The sequence below is a fragment of the Antrihabitans cavernicola genome (genome assembly GCF_008297975.1).
GTDB lineage: Bacteria > Actinomycetota > Actinomycetes > Mycobacteriales > Mycobacteriaceae > Antrihabitans > Antrihabitans cavernicola.
On record NZ_VLNY01000004.1, the window covers coordinates 197,628 to 219,140 of the forward strand.

Consider the following 21,513-nt stretch of genomic DNA (forward strand, 5'->3'; position numbering starts at 1 on the left):
GGGACGATGGAGGGCGCGTCGGGCCCAGCGGCCGCCGCAAAACGTGTTTCACCATGCCTTGAAGGAGTCGAGTGCCCAGCTTTGCCGATACGACGTTCACCGATCCGTCGCGGATCCGGAACTTCTGCATCATTGCGCACATCGACCACGGCAAGTCGACGCTCGCGGACCGGATGCTGCAGCTCACCGGTGTGGTCGAGGACCGGCAGATGCGTGCGCAGTACCTCGACCGAATGGACATCGAGCGTGAGCGCGGTATCACCATCAAAGCGCAGAACGTCCGCCTCCCGTGGGTGGTGCGGGAAGGCGACGCTGCCGGTGATCAGTACGTTCTCCACCTCATCGACACGCCGGGCCACGTCGACTTCACCTACGAGGTGTCGCGAGCGCTGGAGGCATGCGAGGGTGCGGTGCTGCTCGTGGACGCCGCACAGGGCATCGAAGCCCAGACGCTGGCAAACCTCTACTTGGCCCTGGACAAGGATCTGACGATCATTCCGGTGCTCAACAAGATCGACCTGCCTGCTGCCGATCCCGATCGCTACGCCGAGGAGATCGCGCACATCATCGGCTGTGAGCCCGGTGACGTGCTGCGGGTGTCCGGCAAGACCGGTGTCGGTGTTTCCGAGTTGCTCGATCACGTCGTCCAGGAGATCCCGGCGCCCGTCGGTGACGCCGACGCGCCTGCCCGGGCAATGATCTTCGACTCCGTCTACGACACCTACCGCGGCGTTGTCACTTATGTCCGCGTCGTCGACGGCTCGTTGAAGCCCAAAGAGAAGATCCAGATGATGTCGACCGGCGCCACCCACGACCTGCTCGAGGTCGGGGTCGTCTCGCCGGAACCCAAAGCGACACAGGGGCTCGGCGTCGGCGAGGTTGGTTACCTCATCACGGGTGTGAAGGACGTTCGTCAGTCGAAGGTTGGCGACACCGTCACGTCTGCGCGCAACGGCGCGAGCGAGCCGCTGACCGGCTATCGCGAACCGCGACCGATGGTCTATTCGGGCCTGTACCCGGTGGACGGCTCCGACTACCCGGATCTGCGGGACGCACTGGACAAGCTGCAGCTCAACGACGCGGCGCTCACCTGGGTGCCCGAGACGTCGGTTGCGCTGGGTTTCGGCTTCCGCTGTGGCTTTCTCGGTCTGCTGCACATGGAGATCACTCGCGAACGGCTCGAGCGCGAATTCGGCCTCGACCTGATCTCCACCGCGCCCAACGTCGTCTACCGCGTCGAGATGGAGGACGGCACCGAACACGTCGTCACCAACCCGTCGTACTGGCCGGAAGGCAAGACGCGCAACGTCTTCGAGCCGATCGTCAAATGCACCATCATCTCGCCGAGCGAGTTCATCGGTTCGATCATGGAGCTGTGCCAGTCGCGCCGCGGCGAGTTGGGCGGCATGGACTACCTGTCCGAGACGCGAGTCGAACTGCGCTACACCATGCCGATGGCGGAGATCATCTTCGACTTCTTCGATTCGTTGAAGTCGCGCACCCGCGGTTACGCAAGCCTCGACTACGAGGAGTCCGGCGAGCAGGCGTCGGCGCTGGTGAAGGTGGACATTCTGTTGCAGGGCGAAGCCGTCGACGCGTTCAGTGCGATCGTGCACAAGGACGCTGCGGGCGCCTATGGCAACAAGATGACCACCAAGCTCCGCGAGCTCATCCCGCGGCAGCAGTTCGAAGTGCCGATCCAGGCTGCGATCGGCTCCAAGATCATCGCGCGCGAGAACATTCGGGCAATCCGTAAGGACGTGCTCGCGAAGTGCTACGGCGGTGACATCAGCCGTAAGCGCAAGCTGTTGGAGAAGCAGAAGGAAGGCAAGAAGCGGATGAAGACGATCGGCCGCGTCGAGGTGCCGCAAGAGGCATTCGTCGCTGCGCTCTCGTCCGACGCCGCATCCGACAAGCCGAAGAAGTAGGAGTTCCGATGCTCGAGACCTGGTTGACCCGTGAACTCGGCATCGCGTTGCCGATCCTGAGCGCGCCGATGGGTGGTCGTGCCGGTGGCGAACTGGCGGGCGAGGTTTCCAAGGCGGGCGGACTCGGCATGCTCGGTGCGGCGCGCTACACGACCGCCGATTGGATCGCGACAGAGTCTGCTGTTGCTCGTGACATCGGCGGCGCGTTCGGGATCGGGCTGCAGACGTGGTCACTCGACGACGGGTCCTTGCTCGATGCCGCGATTGCCGCGAAGCCGACCGTGATCGGACTGTCCTTCGGCGATCCGGCGCCCTATGTCGACCGGGTGCACGCGGCGGGTATTCCGGTGCTGTCTCAGATCAACACGGTCGACGACATGCGGCTTGCCGAGCGCGCCGGTGTCGACGTGATCGTCGCGCAGGGCGGCGAAGCGGGCGGCCATACCGGCCATATCGGGACGCTGCCGCTGCTGCAGGAGGTGCTCGAAGCCACCGAGCTGCCGGTCCTGGCTGCGGGTGGCATCGCAACGGGCAGGGGATTGGCCGCCGTGCTGGCTGCGGGTGCCGAGGGCGCGCTGCTGGGAACTGTCCTGCTGGCGAGTCCCGAGACCATCGGTCCGGAGTACGCGAGGGACCGTTTGTTGGCCGCCGGGAGCGGCGACACCGTTTACACTTCGGTGTTCGATCAAGCCCGCGACCAACCTTGGCCGCAGCGCTGGGGCGGACGCGCGTTGCAAAACGCCTTCACATCGAAATACCACAACAGTGACGTCGATCACGCTAAGTTGGCAGACGCATACGATCCCGCCGATCCGAACCTCGGGGTCGTATACGCCGGTCAGGCAGCAGGTTTGGTCAACGTGGCCCGTGGTGCGGGTGCGATTGTCCAAGACATCGCTGCTCGCGCCGAGCAGCTGCTCGAACGGTTCTGACGAGGGAGCACCAACCGTGGCAACACAGGTCACATCGCCGACCGGACGTCTTCGTCGTCTGACCAGTGCGGCGCTCAACGCCGACACCACCATGCGCGGAATCGACGACATGCTGGTGGACCTCGTCGACGTCATCGAGGAACTGGATCCTGCCGTCGACAACCTCAACGAGGTGCTGATCGCCGCTCGCGACGAATTCGCTGCGATCGGTCAGGCGCGGGCCGGTGCCGAAGAACTCGTCCAGCGACTCGGCGACATCCTGGACCTGGTGGAATGGGCGTTGACGCCCGCATTCGTCGCCAAGGCTCAGGTCGAGAAGCTGGTGGTCGCTGTTGCGAAGGCGCGCAGAACTTTGGTGCCGCACCGCCGTCGTCGACCTGTCGCCCTCCCAGCTCCGACGGCGGTGGAGTTTCCGCCGATGCAGCTGGTGGGCTGAGGTCGCCGCTACTTCGAACTGTGTGCCGGCTGGAAATGCCCGGACTGCCGTGCCTCTTCTGCTCTGATGACGTGCACCACAGCGTTGATCAGCGCCAGGTGGGTGAACGCCTGTGGGAAGTTGCCGAGATGCCTGCTGGATTTGGTGTCGATCTCCTCGGCATAGAGCTTGAGCGGGCTGGCATAGCCGAGTAGCCGTTCGCACAGCCGCTTGGCGCGATCCAGCTCGCCGATCTCCACCAGCGCCGACACCAGCCAGAACGAACATATGGTGAAGGTGCCCTCTTCGCCGGACAATCCGTCGTCGGTGGTATCGGTGCGGTAGCGCAGCACCAATCCGTCCTCGGTCAGTTCGTCGGCGATCGCCAGCACTGTCGCACGGACACGCTCGTCGTCGGCGGGCAGGAAACGCAGCAGCGGCACCAACAGCAACGACGCATCGAGGGAGTCGACGCCGTACGCCTGCGTGAAGACGCCCCGCGAATCGACCCCGTTGGTGAGAATGTCGTCCTTGATCTCGTCGGCGAGCTGTTGCCACTCCTGCGCGTAGCTCTTCTCGGCGTGCAGCAGTGCCAGCTTGGCGCCGCGATCGAGAGCGACCCAACACATCACCTTCGACGACGTGAAGTGCTTGGGTTCCCCGCGCACCTCCCAGATGCCGCGGTCCGGCTTACGCCAGTGCTTGATGGCCTCTTCGACCTGACGCTTGAGCAGTGGCCACAGCGACTCCGGCACATGCTCGCGTGAGCGGATGTGCAGATACACGGAGTCCAGCATGGTGCCCCAGATGTCGTGCTGCTCCTGGTCGAAGGCGCCGTTGCCGATACGGACCGGGCGGGCGCCTTCGTAGCCCGAGAGGTGATCGAGTTCGGCTTCGTCGAGCTGCAGCTCGCCGCCGATGCCGTACATCACCTGCAGCGGAACGGCATTGCCGTCCTTGTCCTTGCCGACGTCGGAGATGAAGGAGAAGAAATCGTTGGCCTCGCGATCGAGCCCCAGTGTGTAGAGACCCCACAACGCGAAAGTGGAGTCGCGAACCCACGCATAGCGGTAGTCCCAGTTGCGTTCGCCGCCAGGCGTTTCCGGAAGCGACGTCGTCGAGGCCGCCATCAGCGCACCGGTCGGTGCGTAGGTGAGGCCCTTCAAGGTGAGCGCGCTGCGTTGCAAGTAGCCGCGCCACGGGTGATCGGGGAATCGGCCGATGGTGATCCACTGCCGCCAACATTCGGCGGTCTGCCACATCTTCTTCTCCGCCTCGGCGAAATCCTGCGGCGCAGGCAACTCGGACCACGACAGGGCGACGAAGACGTTGTCGCCCTCCACCATCCGGGTGCGGGCACGGGCTTCACGCCCTTCCAGTCCGAGCCGCAGATTAGTCGTCAGCTTCAGCGACGGATGGTCGCCGACCGTGGCCTTGCAGGTGGCCGTGGCTTCCCCGTAGACCTTGCCGGTGTAGGTCCACTCGGCGGCGGCGCGGTGATAGTCGAAGGCGGGTTCGCAGCTCACCTCGAGTTCCACGGTGCCGCTGACGCATTTCACCGTGCGCAGCAGGATGTGCTCCGCATCCCAGTCCGTCGGGGTTCGGCGGTGGGTCTTCGAGCGCTGATCGGTGTTGTGCCACGGGCCGAGGACCAGAGCGTCGCGAACGATCAGCCATCCGGTTTCGGTCTGCCACGTGGTTTCGACGATCAACCCGCCCGGCAGATAGCGACGAGCGGCGGGGACGTTCTGTCCGTAGGGGCCGACACGAAAGTGGCCCGCACTGCGATCGATGACCGCGCCGAAGACACTCGGGGCGTCCGGTCGCGGAACGCACATCCATTCGACAGCGCCGTTGCGGGCGATCAGACAGGTGGTTTCGCAGTCGGAGAGAAACGCGTAGTCGTCGATGGGCGGGAAGTTGCTGCGATGCGAGGCAATGGCGGACAGCGGTTTTTCGCCGTCCTGATCGAGATCGAAGTCCTCCCTGCCGTCGTCGTCCAGAACGGGTGCGGACACTTCCATTGCGTCGGAATCCGACGACTGCTGGTCGAGGGGAGCCATGTGCAACATCATCGACCTTGGACGGTGCTCCGTCCACGCGAATCGCAGAAGTAGAAGGGGTCAACGATAAGGTGGCCGAGTGCATCGAATCGCCGGCTGGTGGGACGGACTGGAACTGTGGGTGGCCGGTCTGCCGTTCATCCCGCAATTCATCGTCGTCCTCGCCGTCATGGTTCCGGTGAGCTGCGCAATCGCGTGGCTACTCGATCGTGTCTTGATTTCGGTGCTCCATTTGCTCGGGCGTGCCAATCCCGACTCGACGACCACCCCCGACCGAACTGGGAGGCTGCCCTGATGCCTCGTTCACGCGTCACACTGGCGCTGTTCGCCTTGCTTCTGCTCGTCATCGTCGGATGGTTGCTGACCAGGTAATTTCGGTGTCCCGCACTTTCGATTCGAGGCCTTTCGCCTGCTCTGCTACGCTTCGCCGCGTGTCTGCAGCCGTCGCTCATCGGGTCCGCCATAGGTTGGCGTTGATCGCGATCGGCATGCTCGCTGTCGCCGATATCGACTGTCGCTGACCTCTCAGCGACTGATCGGGCACCTTTCTGCCATCTGTCGTAGGCCCCGGTTCGTCCGGTCTCCGCGCGAATCGTGGCCGGTTTCGTTTGTCTCACCCCCGCCACATTTCTGTCGAACAGCACCATGCATGAAAGGCATTTCCCGTCATGAGACGCAGATCTCGTTATTTCGCCACCGCCCTCGTCACCATCGGAGCAGTAGCTCTCACCGCGTGCAGCGGCGGCTCGAGCGACACGGTCGGTGCCGACAGCGGCTCGGGCAACGGTGGCAAGACCACAACGCTGAACCTGTACGCCTACGCGGTGCCGAAGCCCGGCTTCGACAAGGTGATTCCGGGATTCAACGCCAGCGACGCGGGCAAGGGCGTGGAGTTCCAGCAGTCCTACGGCGCATCGGGTGATCAGTCTCGCAAGGTCAAGGACGGCGCTGCCGCAGACGTCGTGAACTTCTCCGTGGAGCCGGACGTCACCCGCCTCGTCGATGCCGGCCTGGTCGACGAGAACTGGAACAAGGACGCCAACAAGGGCATTCCGTTCGGATCCGTCGTGACCATCGTCGTCCGCAAGGGCAACCCCAAGAACATCCGTACCTGGGACGACCTGCTCAAGCCAGGCATCGAGGTTGTCACGCCCAACCCCTTCAGCTCGGGTTCGGCCAAGTGGAACCTCCTCGCGCCGTACGCGGACAAGAGCGACGGCGGCAAGAACCCGCAGGCCGGCCTCGATTACCTGAGCCAGCTGGTCGGCGGGCACGTCAAGGTGCAGCCGAAGTCCGGTCGCGAAGCCACCGAGACCTTCCTGCAGGGCACGGGTGACGCGCTGCTCAGTTACGAGAACGAGGCGCTGTTCTCCGAGCGCAACGGCGATCCGGTCGAACATGTCACGCCCGCGACCACGTTCAAGATCGAGAACCCGGTTGCCGTGATCAAGACCAGCAAGAACCTGGAGAAGGCCACCGCCTTCAAGGACTTCCTCTACACCCAGGACGGTCAGCGGCTGTGGGCGCAGGCCGGGTTCCGTCCGGTCGATCCGGGCGTCGCACAGGAGTTCGCGAAGGATTTCCCGCAGCCGGAGAAGCTGTGGACCATCGATGACCTCGGCGGCTGGAAGACTGTGGACAAGGATCTGTTCACCAAGGACACCGGCTCTGTCGCCAAGATCTACGACAGCGCAACCAAGTAACTGGAATCGATGTGACGACAACACAGACAACGGAGCAGGGAGCCGGGGCACATCTGCCCGGCCCCGGCTCCGGCCTGCCCGCCAAACCTCGATCGCGCTGGATGCGCGTCAACGGGACAGTGGGGCCGCTCGGCATCGCAGTATCGGTGCTGTGGCTCAGCATCATCGTGCTGCTGCCACTCGCGGCGTTGACTGTCACATCGTTCGACAACGGCCTCGGTGGATTCTGGGACGCGGTGACCGCACCGGTGGCGCTCGCGTCGCTGCGGGTCACCGTCCTGGTGTCCATCGTGGTCGCGCTGATCAACGTGGTGATGGGCACGCTGGTCGCGTGGGTGCTGGTCCGGGACGAGTTCCCGGGTAAGCGAATCGTCAACGCGCTCATCGATCTTCCGTTCGCGTTGCCGACCATCGTCGCCAGCATCGTGTTGCTGTCGCTCTACGGTCCGGACAGCCCGATCGACATTCACCTCAATGCGACGCAGCCAGGCCTGATCGTCGCGCTGGCGTTCGTGACGTTGCCGTTCGTCGTCCGCTCCGTTCAACCGGTGCTGATCGAAGCGGATCGTGAAGTGGAGGAAGCGGCCGCGTCGCTCGGCGCCGACAACTGGACGACGTTTCGTCGAATCGTGTTGCCCGCGTTGTTCCCCGCCGTGCTGAGCGGTGGCGGGCTCGCGTTCGCACGTGCCATCGGTGAGTACGGCTCGGTGGTGCTCATCGGCGGCAACATTCCGCGAGAGACGCAGATGGCGTCGCAGTACATTCAGCAGCAGATCGAGATCGACGCTCCTGCCAATGCCGCGGCGGTGTCGGTGGTCCTGTTGCTGATCTCGTTCTTGACACTGCTGATTCTGCGGATCATCGCCGAGCGGAGCATTCGCAAACAGGAGCAGGCAGCGTGAACGTCACCAGGTCGTCTCGGATCGCGCTGCGCAGTGTGGCGTTGCTCTATCTGTTCGTGCTGCTGGTGCTGCCGATCGTCTTGATTCTGTGGCGAACGTTCGGTGACGGCATCGGCGCGTTCGTCGATTCGATCAGCACGCCCGCCGCCATCTCGGCGCTGAACCTGTCTCTGCTGATCGTCGCGATCGTGGTTCCGATCAACGTCGTCTTCGGTGTGGTGACCGCACTTGCGTTGGTGCGCGGGCGATTCCCGGGGCGTGGGCTCATCCAGGGCATCGTCGATCTGCCGTTCGCGGTGTCTCCCATCATCGTCGGCGTTTCGCTGATCCTGCTGTGGGGTGTCAACGGCTGGTTCGGCGGAGTCGAGAACCTGGGTTTCAAGGTGATCTTCGGCATACCGGGCATGGTGATCGCGACCATCTTCGTCACATTGCCGTTCGTCGTGCGTGAGGTGGAACCGGTCTTGCACGAGATCGGTGACGATCAAGAGCAAGCGGCGGCGACGCTGGGCGCGTCCGGGTGGCAAACGTTCTGGCGTATCACGCTTCCGGCCATCCGCTGGGGCCTCACCTATGGCGTCGTGTTGACGGTGGCCCGTGCCCTCGGCGAGTTCGGTGCCGTGATCATGGTGTCCTCCGGATTCCCCGGTGTATCGCAGACGTTGACGCTGCTGGTGCATTCGCGCTACATCGACGATCGCAATACCTTCGGCGCCTATTCGGCCGCGACACTGTTGATGGGCATCGCGCTCGTCGTGTTGCTGGCGATGACGGCCCTCGACCGTAAGAGGACAAGCAAATGAGCTCCAGTGCACCGACGCAGTACTCCGGCGCCAACATGATCACCGTGACCGGTGCCAACAAGCACTACGGCAACTTCGCGGCGCTGGACAACGTGACGCTCGACATTCCGTCGGGTTCGCTGACGGCACTGCTCGGCCCGTCGGGCTCCGGTAAGTCGACGCTGCTGCGCTCGATCGCAGGCTTGGAGACGTTGGACTCGGGGATCGTGACGATCGCCGGCCGGGACGTCACGCACATCTCGCCGCAGAAGCGTGACATCGGCTTCGTGTTCCAGCACTACGCCGCGTTCAAGCACATGTCGGTCCGCGACAACGTGGCCTTCGGCCTGAAGATTCGCAAGCGTCCGAAGCCCGAAATCGCCAAGCGGGTAGACGAATTGCTCGGAATCGTCGGACTCGACGGCTTTCAGCATCGCTACCCGGCGCAACTCTCGGGAGGCCAGCGTCAGCGCATGGCGCTGGCGCGTGCGCTCGCCGTCGATCCGCAGGTGCTGCTGCTCGACGAGCCGTTCGGCGCGCTCGACGCCAAGGTGCGCACCGATCTGCGGACGTGGCTCCGGCGTTTGCACGAGGAAGTGCATGTCACGACCGTGCTGGTGACTCACGATCAGGAAGAGGCGCTCGACGTCGCCGACCGGATCGCGGTGCTCAACAAGGGCCGCATCGAGCAGGTCGGCACACCGGAAGACCTCTACGACCGGCCGGAGAACGATTTCGTCATGTCGTTCCTGGGGCCCGTCGCGAAGTTGAACGGCAAGTTGGTGCGCCCGCACGACATTCGGGTCGGGCGCGATCCCGCGATGGCGCAGGCTCAGCTGGAGGGCACAGCGGAATCGGCCGGTGTCACCCGCGCCACGGTCGAGCGAGTGGTGCACCTCGGGTTCGAGGTGCGCGTGGAATTGCGCAATGCGGCAACCGGCGACCTGTTCGCCGCGCAGGTGACGCGTGGCGACAGCGAAGCGCTGCGGCTCAGTGAGGGCGAAACGGTCTACGCGCGGGCAACGCGACTGCCGCAGCTGCCGGAAAACGTTATCGAGCAGCCGGAATCCGCAGGAGTCGGGGAACCCCTCACCACGTCTAAGTGAGGGAGGGTGCCCCTGACTCGGGCCGTCGGGTGCGAACCAGGCGACGCAGTCCGAATGCGAGCAGGAGTGCGGCGACGAGCAGGACGCCGACGAAAATCGTCAACCCGTTCCAGCCTGCCGCGTGAAATGCGATTCCGCCGACGGCGCCGGCGATCGCGCTGCCGAAGTAGTAGCCGAACAGGTACAGCGACGACGCCTCGGCGCGGTGCACCGTTGCGATCCGGCTCACCCAACCGCTGGCCACCGAGTGCGCACCGAAGAATCCGGCCGTGAACAGTGCGACACCGATCAGTATCCAGGCGATCGAATTCGCCAGTGTGGCAAGCAAGCCCACGCTCGCGACCACTACGGATACCGTCAGCACCTGCGATCGGCCGAAGCGATCTGCCGATCGACCGGCTGCCGCTGACGACACGGTGCCTGCCAGATAGAGCAGGAAGACCGACCCGATCACCGCTTGCGACAGGTGAAACGGCGCGGCCATGAGTCGGTAGCCCAGATAGTTGTAGACCGTGACGAACCCACCCATCAGGACAAATCCGAGCGTGAACAAACTCAGCAGCGCGGGATTGCGCAGGTGCGCAGCCAGATTGGCGACGGTCGAGCGGATGCCGACGCGACGCGAGGTGAAGTAGCGCGACTCCGGGAGTTCGCGGACGAAGATCAGCGCGAACGCCGTCGCAGCGATCGCGGCGCATTCCATCGCCCACCGCCACGACGTGAGATCCAGTACCGCGGCGGGGATCAGCCGGCCGACAAGGCCACCGATGGTCGTTCCCGCGATGTAGCGGCCTGCGGCTGCACCCAACGAATCCGAGTGGATTTCCTCGGCCAGGTAGGCCATCGCAACAGCAGGGACACCGGCGAGCGCGATGCCTTGGGCCGCACGACACGCCAGCAGCACTTCGATCGACGGGCTGAGGGGGAGTAACAAGCCGATTGCGGACGACGCCGCCGCGGAGATGGCCATCACCCTGCGGCGTCCGTAGCGTTCGGACAACACGCTCGCCGGAACGATGGCGAGCGCCAAGAAGCCGGTGGTGACCGAGACCGCGAGCGCCGAGGTCGCTGGGGACACGCCGAAATACTCGGAGAACGTCGGCAGCACGGCTTGCGCGCTGTACATCGACACGAACGTCGTCAGACCCGCCGCGAACAGCGCGAGCGTGATGCGTCTATATCCGGCGGATCCGCGCTGGTGAGCGTGGGTTCTCGCTTCGGCCTGCAGTGTCATCGAACCTCCTGATTCCCATCGTCGTCCGAGCGGTCTCATAACGGAAATGAATCGTTGTCGCCTCGGTTATGCTCTAGCTGCATATAGGAGGTGCGATGCTGGGCGACGATCTCCGGTGGTTCATCACTCTCGCCGAACTGGAGCAGGTCACTGCCGCCGCAGACGAGCTCCACATCGCTCAGCCGACGTTGTCGCGCATGTTGGCGCGATTGGAACGCAGGCTGAACGCCGAACTGTTCGACAGACGCGGTAAACGCATAGCGCTCAACCGCTTCGGGCGCATCTACTACGAGCGGGCGCGACGTGCGCAAGCCGAACTCGATGCGGCGCAACGAGAGATCGGCGATCTGATCGATCCCGCGCAGGGGACCGTCGCGCTCTCGTTCCTGCATTCGTTCGGGGTGCGACTGGTCCCGGCTCTGATCGCGCAGTTTCGTACGCAGTCGCCGCGAGTGACGTTCACTCTGACGCAGGATGCTGCGGACGCGGTGACGAGGCGGGTGACGACAGGTGAAGCCGACCTGGCGATCGTGTCGCCGCGGCCTGCGGGATCGACGGTGGCGTGGCGACGACTGATGTTGCAGCGACTGGCCCTGGCTGTCCCCGCCACCCACCGCTTCGCCGATCGCCGCCAGATCGGACTCGCCGATGCGATCGACGAACCGTTCATCGCGATGCACCCCGACTTCGGCATGCGGCGCATCCTTGAAGAGCTCTGTGCCGCAGCGCATTTTCGGCCTCGAGTGACGTTCGAGTCGAGCGAGCTCGGCACGGTTGCCGGGCTGGTGAGTGCAGGCCTAGGCGTCGCCGTCCTGCCCGTCGACGATCAGCCTCAGCTCCCGCCGGGCCTGGTGCTCATCCCGCTCGTCGACGCCGGCGCCACCCGGGAGATCGGGGTGATCTGGAACCCGGACAGGCCGTTGTCGCGGCCGGTCCGGGCGTTCCGAGACTTCGTCGAAGAATGGAGCACGCGCCCCGATCAGCTGCGCGCGTGAACGGGTGCCCCGAGTGCTTCGCCGAGAACGGGACCGAGTAGCTGCAACGCACCCGGTGCCATCATCTCGCCGTGGTGGGCGGCGATAGAGACGTCCGTGATGCGACCGGTCACGTGTGGAGCCCAGGTATCGGCAGCATCGGCGCGGGTCGGATGATCCAGCGCCGCACTGAAGAACAGCACATCGCCGTCGAACGGCCGAGGCCGGTGCTGCTGCATCAGATCGCCTGCACGCAGCGCACTGGCGAACAGACGTTGCGCCCGTTCCGGGGTGAGTGCCGAGGATCCGACTGCCATGTCGTCGAGGAGACGCTGCGCCTGCGCCAACGAGAACTCGCCGTCCGGCGCGTCCAAGTCCACGTCGACTCCGAGCGAACGTAGGGTCTGCGCCAGTTCGGTGCGCACCATGTCCGCGTCCGTCTCGCGGATGGAGTCGACCAATGTCAGCGATGCCACCTCTTCACCCGCGGCCTGCAACTGCGTGGCCATCGCGTGGGCGATCACACCGCCGAGCGACCAGCCGAGTAGGTGGTACGGGCCGTGCGGTTGTGCGCGGCGAATCTCCTCGACGTAGCGTGCAGCGATCCGGTCGATCGACGCGGGGTTGTCATCCGCCTCGAGAATCGAGGGCGACTGCAGCCCGTAGATCTGGCGCGTCGGTTGCACGTATTCGGTGAGGCCCCAGTACATCCAGGCCAGACCGCTGATGGGGTGCACGCAGAACAGCGGCTGCTCGGTGTTGCCGCGACCGATCGGAATCAGTACGTCGAGTCCGTCGCTCGCCTTGTCGGCAGTATCGACATCGGAGGTGACTCGGCGCGCCAGGTCGTGCACCGTCCGATGGGTGAAGAACCATTGCAGCGCAACGCGTATGCCCAATGTCTTGGTGAGCCGGGCGCTGGCGCGTGCCGCGAGGAGTGAGTGTCCGCCGAGTTCGAAGAAGTCGTCGTCGATGCTCACCCGATCGACCGCGAGCAGATCTTCGAAGACCGCTGCGATCGCGTCTTCGATTCGATTGCTCGGCGCGCGGTAGGGGGTGACGTCCGTCCGCGGCGCGGGCAGCGCCTGCCGGTCCAGCTTGCCGTGCTTGGTCAGCGGTAGCTCGTCCAACACCACTGATGCGGACGGAATCATGTACGACGGCAGTTGATGTGCGAGTGTCGATTTGAGATCGGCGGTGTCGATGCTGGCGCCCTCGGTGGGAACCACGTAGCCGACCAGCTGGTCACCGGAACTCTCGTTGGATCGCGACAACACCGCCACCTGCGCAACGTCTTCCAGGCGCAGCAGCGCTGCCTCGATCTCGCCGAGCTCGATGCGGAAGCCACGCACTTTCACCTGGAAGTCGGTGCGGCCCACATATTGCAGCTCGCCCTGTTCGGTCCACGACACCAGGTCGCCGGTTCGATACATCCGCGCGCCGACATCGCCGTAGGGATTGGCGACGAATCGCTCTGCCGTCAAAGCGCTTTGGCCGTGGTAGCCGCGAGCGAGTTGTGTACCCGCCAAGTACAACTCCCCAGGAACCCCTGCGGGCATGGGGTGCAGCCGGGCATCGAGGACGAGCACCTGCGTGTTCCACTCGGGCATTCCCACCGGTACGGCCGCCGTATCCGCCGCGTCCACGGTGTGCGCTGTGACCGACACCGCGGCCTCGGTGGGACCGTAGAGGTTGAACAACGTCGCGTTGTTGCCACCGAGGAAGCGTTGAGCCGTCGCAGCGGGGAGCACTTCACCGATTGCGAGGACGCGACGCAATGAGGTCGGTAGCTTGCCTTCCGCTTCCACGAGCAGGGCGTCGAGCATCGACGGCACCGCATGCAGCGTGGTGATCTCTTCGGCACGCAACACGTCGTTGAGATACGACGGGTCACGATGGCCGCCGGGTCCCGCAAGCACCATGCGCCCACCCGACACTGCCGCAGTCCAGTACTCCCAGACGGAGAGATCGAATGTCGCCGCGGTCTTGACAAGGATGGCGTCGTCGGCACCGAGCTCGAACTCGGATCGCTTCCACTGCAACTGATGTGCAATCGCGCCGTGGCTCAGCGACACGCCCTTCGGTCGGCCGGTCGAACCGGACGTGAAGATGACGTAGGCGGTGTTCGTCGGGTTCAGCGGTGCCAGTCGATCGCTGTCACGGATGGTGCTGTCGTCGTAGTCGGCGAGGTTCAGCTCGTCGACTACCACCGTGCGTACGGTAGTGGCCTCGAAGCTGTCTCGGCTCGTCGTCAGAACACACACCGGATCGACGATGTCGAATTGGTAGGCGGTGCGATCGGCGGGCTGAGACGGATCGATGGGAACGTACGCGCCGCCTGACTTCGCGACGGCGAACATGGCGATCACCAACTCCACTGATCGCTCCATGGCGAGAACGACCGTGGACTCGGGTCCGACGCCGGCGTCGATCAGGTAGCGCGCGAGGCGATTGACGCGAGCGTCCAGTTCGGCGTACGACAAAGTGGCATTGCGTTCCCAGCCGCTGTCTCCGCATGCAACCAGGGCTGTGTTGTCGGCGTGTTCGGCAACCTGCGCGTCGAGGAGCGTGGCGAGAGTCGCCGAGGTATCGGTGCGTTGCTGTGTGCGATTCCACCGTGACACCACGCGCTCACGCTCGCCGGTTTCCAGCAGATCGATGTCACCGACGGGCGCCTGCGGGTCGGCGACGACCGACCGCAGCACGCGCTCGTAGCGTTCGGCGAACTGCGCGATGGTGGCCTGATCGAAAAGGTCTACCGCGTAGGAGAATTCGATCACGATGTCATCGGGGCGGCCGTCGTGATCGTGTTGATCGATGACGGTCACCTGCAGGTCGGTCTTGGCGAGGTTGGCGTCGAGCTCGACGGGACTTACGGTCAGTCCGGGCAGTTCCAGCGTGCCGTGCGAGAGATTCTGGAACAGGAAGCCGATTTGGTAGATGGGGTTGCGGGCGTTGCTGCGAGGCGGATTGAGCACCTCGACGAGCCGCTCGAACGGCACCTCTGCATGCGCGTAGGCCTGTAGATCCGTTTCGCGGACCCGACTCAGCAGATCGTCGAAGCCCTCCGACTGTTCCAACCGCACTCGCAGCACGAGGGTGTTGACGAACATGCCGATCAGATCGTCGAGTACCGCTTCGCCACGCCCGGCGATCGGAGTGCCGACGGCCACGTCGTCGGTGCCGGACAGCCGACCCAGCAGCACCGACAATGCCGCGTGCATGACCATGAACAACGACGATCCGTTGCGGCGCGACAGCTCCAGCAGGTCGTGGTGCAGTGCGCCGTCCAACGTGAATTGCGTTGTGGCGCCTCGGAAGGACTGCGCCGCCGGGCGCGGGCGGTCACCGGGGAGTTCGAGTTGATCGGGCATACCGGCCAATTGCTCGGTCCAATAGTCGATCTGGCGGGCCGCCAACGAATTCGGATCGTTGTCGGCGCCGAGCAACGCGCGCTGCCACAACGAGTAGTCGGCATATTGCACGCTCAGCGGTGCCCATTGCGGCGCCATCCCCTGGGTGCGCGCCGCGTACGCGACGGTGAGATCCCGCGCGAACGGAGCGATGGAGGAACCGTCGGCGGCAACGTGATGGACGACGAACGCCAGCACGCAGTCGTCGCCGACCTCGAAGACGCGTGCGTGCACGGGAACCTCGACGGCGACGTCGAAACCGCGCATTGCGACGGCCAACACGCTGTCGAGTACCTCGTGCTCGTCGATCACGACGGGCGTCAAATCTGGGATGGCCTGTGCCGCAGGAACAACGACCTGGCACGGCTCGGTGTTGTCGAGCGGGTAGTACGTACGCAACGATTCGTGACGCTCGAAGACATCGGCGAATGCTGCCTGCAATGCGCCTGTGTCGAGATCGCCCGAAAGTCGAAGGGCGAACGGAATGTTGTCCACCGCGGACGCGGTGTCGAATTGATTCAGGAACCAGTACCGCTGCTGCGCAAAGGACACCGGGACCCGTTCGGGCCGCGGGCCTGCGACGAGTGCGGGGCGAGCACCCTGGCCGCGCAGCGGTTCGACCACCGTCGCGAGTGTGCTGACCGTCGGTGATTCGAACAGCGCACGGGCTGGAATACGCGCGTCGAGCGCGGCGCCCAGTCGAGCTGCGACCTGCGTTGCGATGAGCGAGTTTCCGCCCAGTTCGAAGAAGTCGCCGTTGCCGCCCACGTTGTCTATCCCGAGAACATCGGCATATACGGACGCGATCAATTCTTCGAGCGGTCCTTCGGGTGCCCGGTAGGCGGCGGTTTCGAAAATCGGTTCGGGCAATGCGGCGCGGTCGAGCTTGCCGACCGGTGTCAGCGGGATCTCGTCGAGCACGATGATCGACGAGGGAAGCATGTACGCGGGGAGCGACAACGCGATGAAGGATTCGAGCTCTTTGACATCGACGCGGCCTGCCTTCGGCAGGACGTAGGAAACCAATGTCGTTGCACCCGAGGGGGCTTCCCGACCGACTGTGGCTGCGAAGCTGACATCGGGATGATCGGCGAGTGCGGCATCGATTTCGCCGAGCTCGATGCGGAAGCCGCGGACCTTGACCTGAAAGTCGTTGCGCCCGATGAACTCGATCGCACCGTTCTCACGGCGACGGACGACATCGCCGGTGCGATACATCCGTGTGCCCGGCTCACCCGACGGGCTCGCGACGAAACGACCGGCCGTCAGTGCGAGCCGGTGGTGATAGCCGCGGGCCAGCTGGATTCCGGTCAGATAGAGCTCGCCGGCAACGCCGACAGGGACGGGCGAGAGGCGCTCGTCGAGTACGTGCGCTGCCATGTTGCGAACGGCGGGGCCGATGGTGATCGATTGGCCGGGCACCAGCGGATCGCTGATGTTGGACATGATCGTGGTCTCGGTCGGCCCGTATCCGTTGTAGAACTCGCGGCCGGTCGCCCACCGGTTCACCAGGTCCGGGCCGCATGCATCGCCGCCGACCACCACGACGCGGAGATCGTCGAGGCCATCGGGATCGACCGACGACAGCGCGGCGGGCGTGATGAACGTGTGTGTGACCCGCTCGCGGGCGAACAGATCCTTCAACTCGTCGCCGCCGTAGACGGACGGGGGAGCGATGACCATCGTGGCGCCCGCCCCGACCGCAAGCAGTAGCTCGAGAACGGACGCGTCGAAGCTCGGCGAGGCGAAGTGCAGCGCGCGGGACTCGGCGGAGACGCCGTAGCGCTCGCGCTGTTCGGCGCAGAAGCTGTCCAGTCCGGTATGGGTGACCAGCACACCCTTCGGGCGACCGGTGGAACCCGATGTGTAGATCACGTATGCGGTGTGTTCCGGGCGGAGCGGGCTGATCCGATCGTCGTAGGACACCGGATCCGCGGACTGCTGCGCGACACCCTTCGTCAACTCGTCGTCGTCGAGCGCGAGCCAGGCGATCCCGTCGGGAAGCTGATCGCGGACGCCGGTCAGCGTCAGGCCCACGAGCGCGCCGGAGTCGGTGATCATGTGCGCTACCCGGTCGGCCGGATAGTCGGGATCGACGGGAACGAAGCCGGCACCGGTCTTGGCCACGGCCCACACGGCGACGATCGAGTCGATCGAGCGGGGAATACCGATGGCGATCAAATCCTCCGGACCCAGGCCCCGAGCGATGAGTACCCGGGCCAACTGCGACGAGCGGGCGTCCAGTTCGGCATAGGTGACGGTGGCACCTGCGAAGGACAGCGCGGTGCCGTCGGGATTGGCTTCCGCGGCGCTGCCGAGTAGCTGTGGCAACGTCGCGACCCGCTTCGGCTTGCGACGAACCGGTCGTTGCCTGCTCGCGGGCCGTTTCGAGGACGAATCTCGCGCGTCGGGATCGATCCGTGACAGTGAATTACCTATCGTCATTCGAGTTCGACTCCTTGCTTACGGTGATGCGCGTTCATCGAAATGCTTCGGGCTCGATCTCATGACCCAGATTTGAGTACCCAATTATCGCAAATTACCTCTGCTTACGAAAATCGAACTGGTCACTCGAGTGATAATTTGCACAAGAAATTACTGCGGGTGATCGAGGGCGCGGCCGCTACGACTGCAGTCCGAATTGTCCGACGCGATCGGGAAATATGCAGGTGAAGTGATGTTTTTGGCCGATTAACGCATCGTGGACTCTTTGTATTACAGTCTGTTCGTACACCGTGAATGCATTCATTACAGTAGGAATGCGGCGCAGATAAAGTCTTTCGATATTATTTCGACGCGATTCAAGCCCTGGTGACACGCATATTCACGACGGTAAACAGAATTCTTTCGAGAATTATCGGATCTTTGCGGACCTACGGTCTGTTTAGCAGCGCATACTCACACGGCCGGTCAGGAATGCGACACATTGTGCGCGTGCTGCAACGCAGCGTCAGGCGGCGCTCGCAGTCATGCCGTCAAATCGCTCGGGCGCCCATCGAGCTGTGAGCGTGCCAGGTCGTACCGATCCAGCAACACGCTCGCGACCAGGTGATGTGAGCCGAGGACGTCTGCGCAGGTCACGTCGGCGTCGGCGGAATTCGCGGCAGCCGCGACCCGGTCGGTGAGCAATCCGGGCGCCAAGAACCACGGTGCAACGACGATGCGGCGGGCACCGCGCGCTCGCAGCGCGGCAATCGCGTGCTCGACGGAGGGATCGGCAGTCGCGAAACACAGTTCCGCTCGCCACTCCGTGCCCGCCACGACGGCATCGACCACGCGGCGGGTGCGCAGATTCGCGGCGACGCGGGATGAGCCGACAGCGGCCACGGCAACGCCGAGACGAGCATCACCGCTGATGGCGCCAGCGTCGATCACCCTGTTCCGCACGATCGTGGGCAGACGCGGATCGGCACCGAGAACGTCGGCTTGCTGCAGTGCGAGGTGAGGGTGGTCGGCCCGGGCGCGCGCGAGGATGCCCGGTAGGTCGATGCGTGCGTGAAATGCGTTGCCGAGTAGCAGCGGTGCCACCACGGCGCCGGTGTGCCCCTCGGCGGCGATCGCGTCGATCAACCCGTGCACCGATGGCGCGTTGAGATCGAGAAAGCAGAGTCGTACGTCCAGGCCCGGTCTGGTTCGCCGAACCTCGTCGACCACCGCAGCCATGACCCTCGCGGAACGAGGGTCGCGGCTGCCGTGTGCGACGGCGATCAACGGAACCATGAATGCGGTCCTAGGCCGACTTGCCGACCTCGACGGAGCTCAAGACATCTCCGACCAGCCCGGCCGCGAGGGTGTTGCCGCCCGCCGGGTCGATCAGCAGGAAGCTGCCCGTGTGGCGATTGACGGCGTAGTCGTCGGCAACGATCGGCTCGGCGACACGGATCGAGATCCGGCCGATGTCGTTGAGCTCCAACGTTTCCGGGTCCGGATCCGACGAGAGGTTCTGCTCGTCGAATCGGTCGACCAGGGTTCCGACGATGGCCTGCGTGGTCTTGGTGCCGTGCTTGAGTAGCACTCGAGCGCCTGGTCGCAGACCCTTCTCGGCCAGCCAGCACACGGTCGCATCGAACTCGCCGATCGGTTCGGGCGCATCCGCGGGGGAGGCGATGGTGTCGCCGCGGGAAATGTCGACCTCATCGGCAAGGATCAGCGTGACGCTGCGACCGACCTGTGCCGAATCGAGTTCGCCGTCCGGTGTGTCGACCCGCTCGACCGTGGTGCGGATGCCGGACGGCAACACGACCACCTCGTCGCCGGGCGAAACGCTGCCTGCGGCGACCTGGCCGGCGTAGCCGCGGTAGTCGGGGTACTCGGCGGTACGAGGGCGGATCACATACTGCACGGGGAATCGTAGGCCCAACGAGTGGCGACCCGCGCTGTCCGCGTCCACCGGAACGGACTCGAGGTGCTCGATCAGGGAGGGGCCCGTGTAGTACGGAGTGTTCTCGGAACGGCTCGCCACGTTGTCACCGTGCAGGGCGGAGACGGGGATCTCGGTGACGTCTTCGGTCGACCAACCGAGAGTGCTTGTGAGTGAATTGAATTCGGCCGAGATCTGAGCGAACACCGTTGCCGGATCCTCGACCAGATCGATCTTGTTCACGGCAAGCACCAGCTTGGGCACTCCGAGCAACGCCAGAACGGCTGCGTGCCTACGCGTCTGCTCGATCACACCCTTGCGTGCGTCCACAAGCAGAATCACCAACTGTGCCGTTGATGCGCCGGACACGGTGTTGCGGGTGTACTGCACGTGTCCCGGGGTGTCTGCTAACACGAAAGACCGAGTGGGCGTTGCGAAATAGCGGTACGCGACGTCGATGGTGATGCCCTGCTCGCGTTCGGCGCGAAGGCCGTCGACCAGTAGAGAGAGATCCGGTGTGGACAATCCCTTGTCGACCGATGCGCGGGTCACCGCGTCGATCTGATCGGCGAGAACGGACTTGGTGTCGTAGAGCAACCGGCCCACCAGTGTGGACTTGCCGTCGTCGACGCTGCCGGCAGTGGCAAGTCTCAACAGGTCGGGCTGATGCTCGCTTCGCGGGCTTCGCTCGTGCATATCAGAAGTAGCCCTCTCGCTTACGGTCTTCCATCGCTGCTTCGGATACCCGGTCGTCGCCACGAGTGGCGCCGCGCTCGGTGAGTCGGGATGCGGCGACCTCGGCGAGGATCGCCTCGTTGTCCGCGGCTTCGGAGAGCACGGCACCGGTGGTGGAACCGTCGCCGACGGTGCGGTAGCGCACCGAAAGCTCTTGCAGCTCTTCGTTTTCACTCGGCCCGCCCCACACGCCGGGCGTCATCCACATGCCGTCACGCTGATAGACGGGACGCTGGTGGGCGTAGTAGATGCTGGCCAATGCCACGTTCTCGCGGGCGATGTAGCGCCAGATGTCCAGCTCGGTGAAGTTGCTCAACGGGAACACGCGAACCTGCTCGCCGGGGGAGTGCTTGCCGTTGTAGAGGTTCCACAGCTCGGGGCGCTGCCGCTTGGGGTCCCACTGACCGAATGCGTTGCGCAGCGAGAAGATTCGCTCCTTGGCGCGTGCTCGCTCCTCGTCGCGGCGGGCGCCGCCGAAGACCGCGTCGAAGCGGTTTTCGGTGATCGCGTCGAGAAGGGGCACGGTCTGCAACGGGTTGCGGATGCCGTCAGGGCGCTCGGTGAGCCGCCCGTCGGCGATGTAATCCTCCACGCTGGCGACATGCAGACGCAGGTTGTAGCGCTCGACGATCTCGTCGCGGAACGCCAGCACCTCGGGGAGGTTGTGCCCGGTGTCCACATGCAGGAGTGCGAACGGCAGGGGTGCGGGCCAGAACGCCTTGAGCGCCAGATGCAGCAGCACCGTCGAGTCCTTACCGCCCGAGAACAGGATCACCGGGCGCTCGAATTCGCCTGCGACCTCACGGAAGATGTGGATCGCTTCGGATTCGAGGGCGGCGAGCGTGTCGAAGCCAGGCGCGGAGCCTGCGGAGTGCCCGTTGTCAGGCGCGGAGCCTGCGGAGTGCCCGTTGTCAGGCGCGGAGCCTGCGGAGTGCCCGTTCGGTACAGACAGGTTCGGCATCGTAC

The 21,513-nt window shown here is 64.6% G+C and carries 16 protein-coding genes; 10 read left to right on the forward strand and 6 right to left on the reverse strand.

The features are described 5' to 3' along the window. The first annotated feature begins 71 nt into the window (after positions 1-71). The 3 genes from lepA to FOY51_RS10735 are packed head-to-tail and all read left to right on the forward strand — an operon-like array spanning position 72 to position 3,296. Complete coding sequence (gene lepA, locus FOY51_RS10725; RefSeq protein WP_149430225.1) at positions 72-1,928, forward strand: translation elongation factor 4; 1,857 nt, start codon at positions 72-74, stop codon at positions 1,926-1,928. Between the two features lie 8 nt (positions 1,929-1,936). Continuing rightward, positions 1,937-2,860: an NAD(P)H-dependent flavin oxidoreductase gene (locus tag FOY51_RS10730; protein WP_149430226.1), complete on the forward strand. Its 924-nt coding sequence runs from the start codon at positions 1,937-1,939 to the stop codon at positions 2,858-2,860. A gap of 16 nt (positions 2,861-2,876) precedes the next feature. After that, positions 2,877-3,296 carry a hypothetical protein gene (locus FOY51_RS10735; protein WP_149430227.1) on the forward strand — a complete coding sequence of 140 codons (420 nt, stop codon included), beginning with the start codon at positions 2,877-2,879 and terminating at the stop codon, positions 3,294-3,296. Positions 3,297-3,304: 8 nt separating this feature from the next. Here FOY51_RS10735 and FOY51_RS10740 read toward each other — a convergent pair whose 3' ends face one another. After that, entirely contained in the window at positions 3,305-5,338 is a 2,034-nt protein-coding gene (locus tag FOY51_RS10740; protein ID WP_371830432.1) for a glycoside hydrolase family 15 protein, read from the reverse strand. A 79-nt stretch (positions 5,339-5,417) separates the two neighbouring features. Between FOY51_RS10740 and FOY51_RS10745 the strand changes: the two genes are divergently transcribed. From FOY51_RS10745 to FOY51_RS10765, 6 genes are all read left to right on the forward strand, one after another. Then, positions 5,418-5,633: a hypothetical protein gene (locus FOY51_RS10745; protein WP_149430229.1), complete on the forward strand. Its 216-nt coding sequence runs from the start codon at positions 5,418-5,420 to the stop codon at positions 5,631-5,633. 136 nt (positions 5,634-5,769) lie between these two features. Next, positions 5,770-5,859: an Ms4533A family Cys-rich leader peptide gene (locus FOY51_RS27955; protein ID WP_353961363.1), complete on the forward strand. Its 90-nt coding sequence runs from the start codon at positions 5,770-5,772 to the stop codon at positions 5,857-5,859. A gap of 147 nt (positions 5,860-6,006) precedes the next feature. Then, positions 6,007-7,041 (forward strand): sulfate ABC transporter substrate-binding protein, encoded by a 1,035-nt coding sequence (locus FOY51_RS10750; protein WP_149430230.1) that lies wholly within the window; start codon positions 6,007-6,009, stop codon positions 7,039-7,041. Between the two features lie 11 nt (positions 7,042-7,052). After that, positions 7,053-7,943: a sulfate ABC transporter permease subunit CysT gene (cysT, locus tag FOY51_RS10755; protein ID WP_371830433.1), complete on the forward strand. Its 891-nt coding sequence runs from the start codon at positions 7,053-7,055 to the stop codon at positions 7,941-7,943. Further along, positions 7,940-8,746 (forward strand): sulfate ABC transporter permease subunit CysW, encoded by an 807-nt coding sequence (gene cysW, locus FOY51_RS10760; protein WP_149430231.1) that lies wholly within the window; start codon positions 7,940-7,942, stop codon positions 8,744-8,746. The genes cysT and cysW overlap by 4 nt, the downstream gene beginning before the upstream one ends. Before the next feature lie 35 nt (positions 8,747-8,781). Then, on the forward strand, positions 8,782-9,831 hold the full coding sequence (locus tag FOY51_RS10765; RefSeq protein WP_149430434.1) for a sulfate/molybdate ABC transporter ATP-binding protein: 1,050 nt from the start codon (positions 8,782-8,784) through the stop codon (positions 9,829-9,831). On the opposite strand, the gene FOY51_RS10770 is transcribed toward FOY51_RS10765, so the two are convergent. Continuing rightward, positions 9,824-11,065: an MFS transporter gene (locus FOY51_RS10770; RefSeq protein ID WP_235916245.1), complete on the reverse strand. Its 1,242-nt coding sequence runs from the start codon at positions 11,063-11,065 to the stop codon at positions 9,824-9,826. The genes FOY51_RS10765 and FOY51_RS10770 overlap by 8 nt on opposite strands. A 95-nt stretch (positions 11,066-11,160) precedes the next feature. On the opposite strand from FOY51_RS10770, the gene FOY51_RS10775 reads away from it, so the two are divergent. Continuing rightward, positions 11,161-12,060 carry a LysR family transcriptional regulator gene (locus tag FOY51_RS10775; RefSeq protein WP_149430233.1) on the forward strand — a complete coding sequence of 300 codons (900 nt, stop codon included), beginning with the start codon at positions 11,161-11,163 and terminating at the stop codon, positions 12,058-12,060. Here the strand turns inward: FOY51_RS10775 and FOY51_RS10780 are convergent. The 4 genes from FOY51_RS10780 to cysD all read right to left on the reverse strand — a co-directional run bounded on the left by FOY51_RS10780 (position 12,045) and on the right by cysD (position 21,508). Continuing rightward, positions 12,045-17,897 (reverse strand): non-ribosomal peptide synthetase, encoded by a 5,853-nt coding sequence (locus FOY51_RS10780; RefSeq protein WP_149430234.1) that lies wholly within the window; start codon positions 17,895-17,897, stop codon positions 12,045-12,047. The two genes, FOY51_RS10775 and FOY51_RS10780, sit on opposite strands and share 16 nt — an antisense overlap. A 522-nt stretch (positions 17,898-18,419) precedes the next feature. Then, on the reverse strand, positions 18,420-19,172 hold the full coding sequence (locus FOY51_RS10785) for a sirohydrochlorin chelatase (RefSeq protein WP_149430235.1): 753 nt from the start codon (positions 19,170-19,172) through the stop codon (positions 18,420-18,422). Between the two features lie 10 nt (positions 19,173-19,182). Further along, the gene (locus tag FOY51_RS10790; RefSeq protein ID WP_149430236.1) at positions 19,183-20,508 is read right to left on the reverse strand and encodes a sulfate adenylyltransferase subunit 1; all 1,326 of its coding nucleotides are present in this window, start codon (positions 20,506-20,508) and stop codon (positions 19,183-19,185) included. 1 nt (position 20,509) lies between these two features. Then, entirely contained in the window at positions 20,510-21,508 is a 999-nt protein-coding gene (gene cysD / locus FOY51_RS10795; protein ID WP_235916246.1) for a sulfate adenylyltransferase subunit CysD, read from the reverse strand. Between the last annotated feature and the right edge of the window lie 5 nt (positions 21,509-21,513).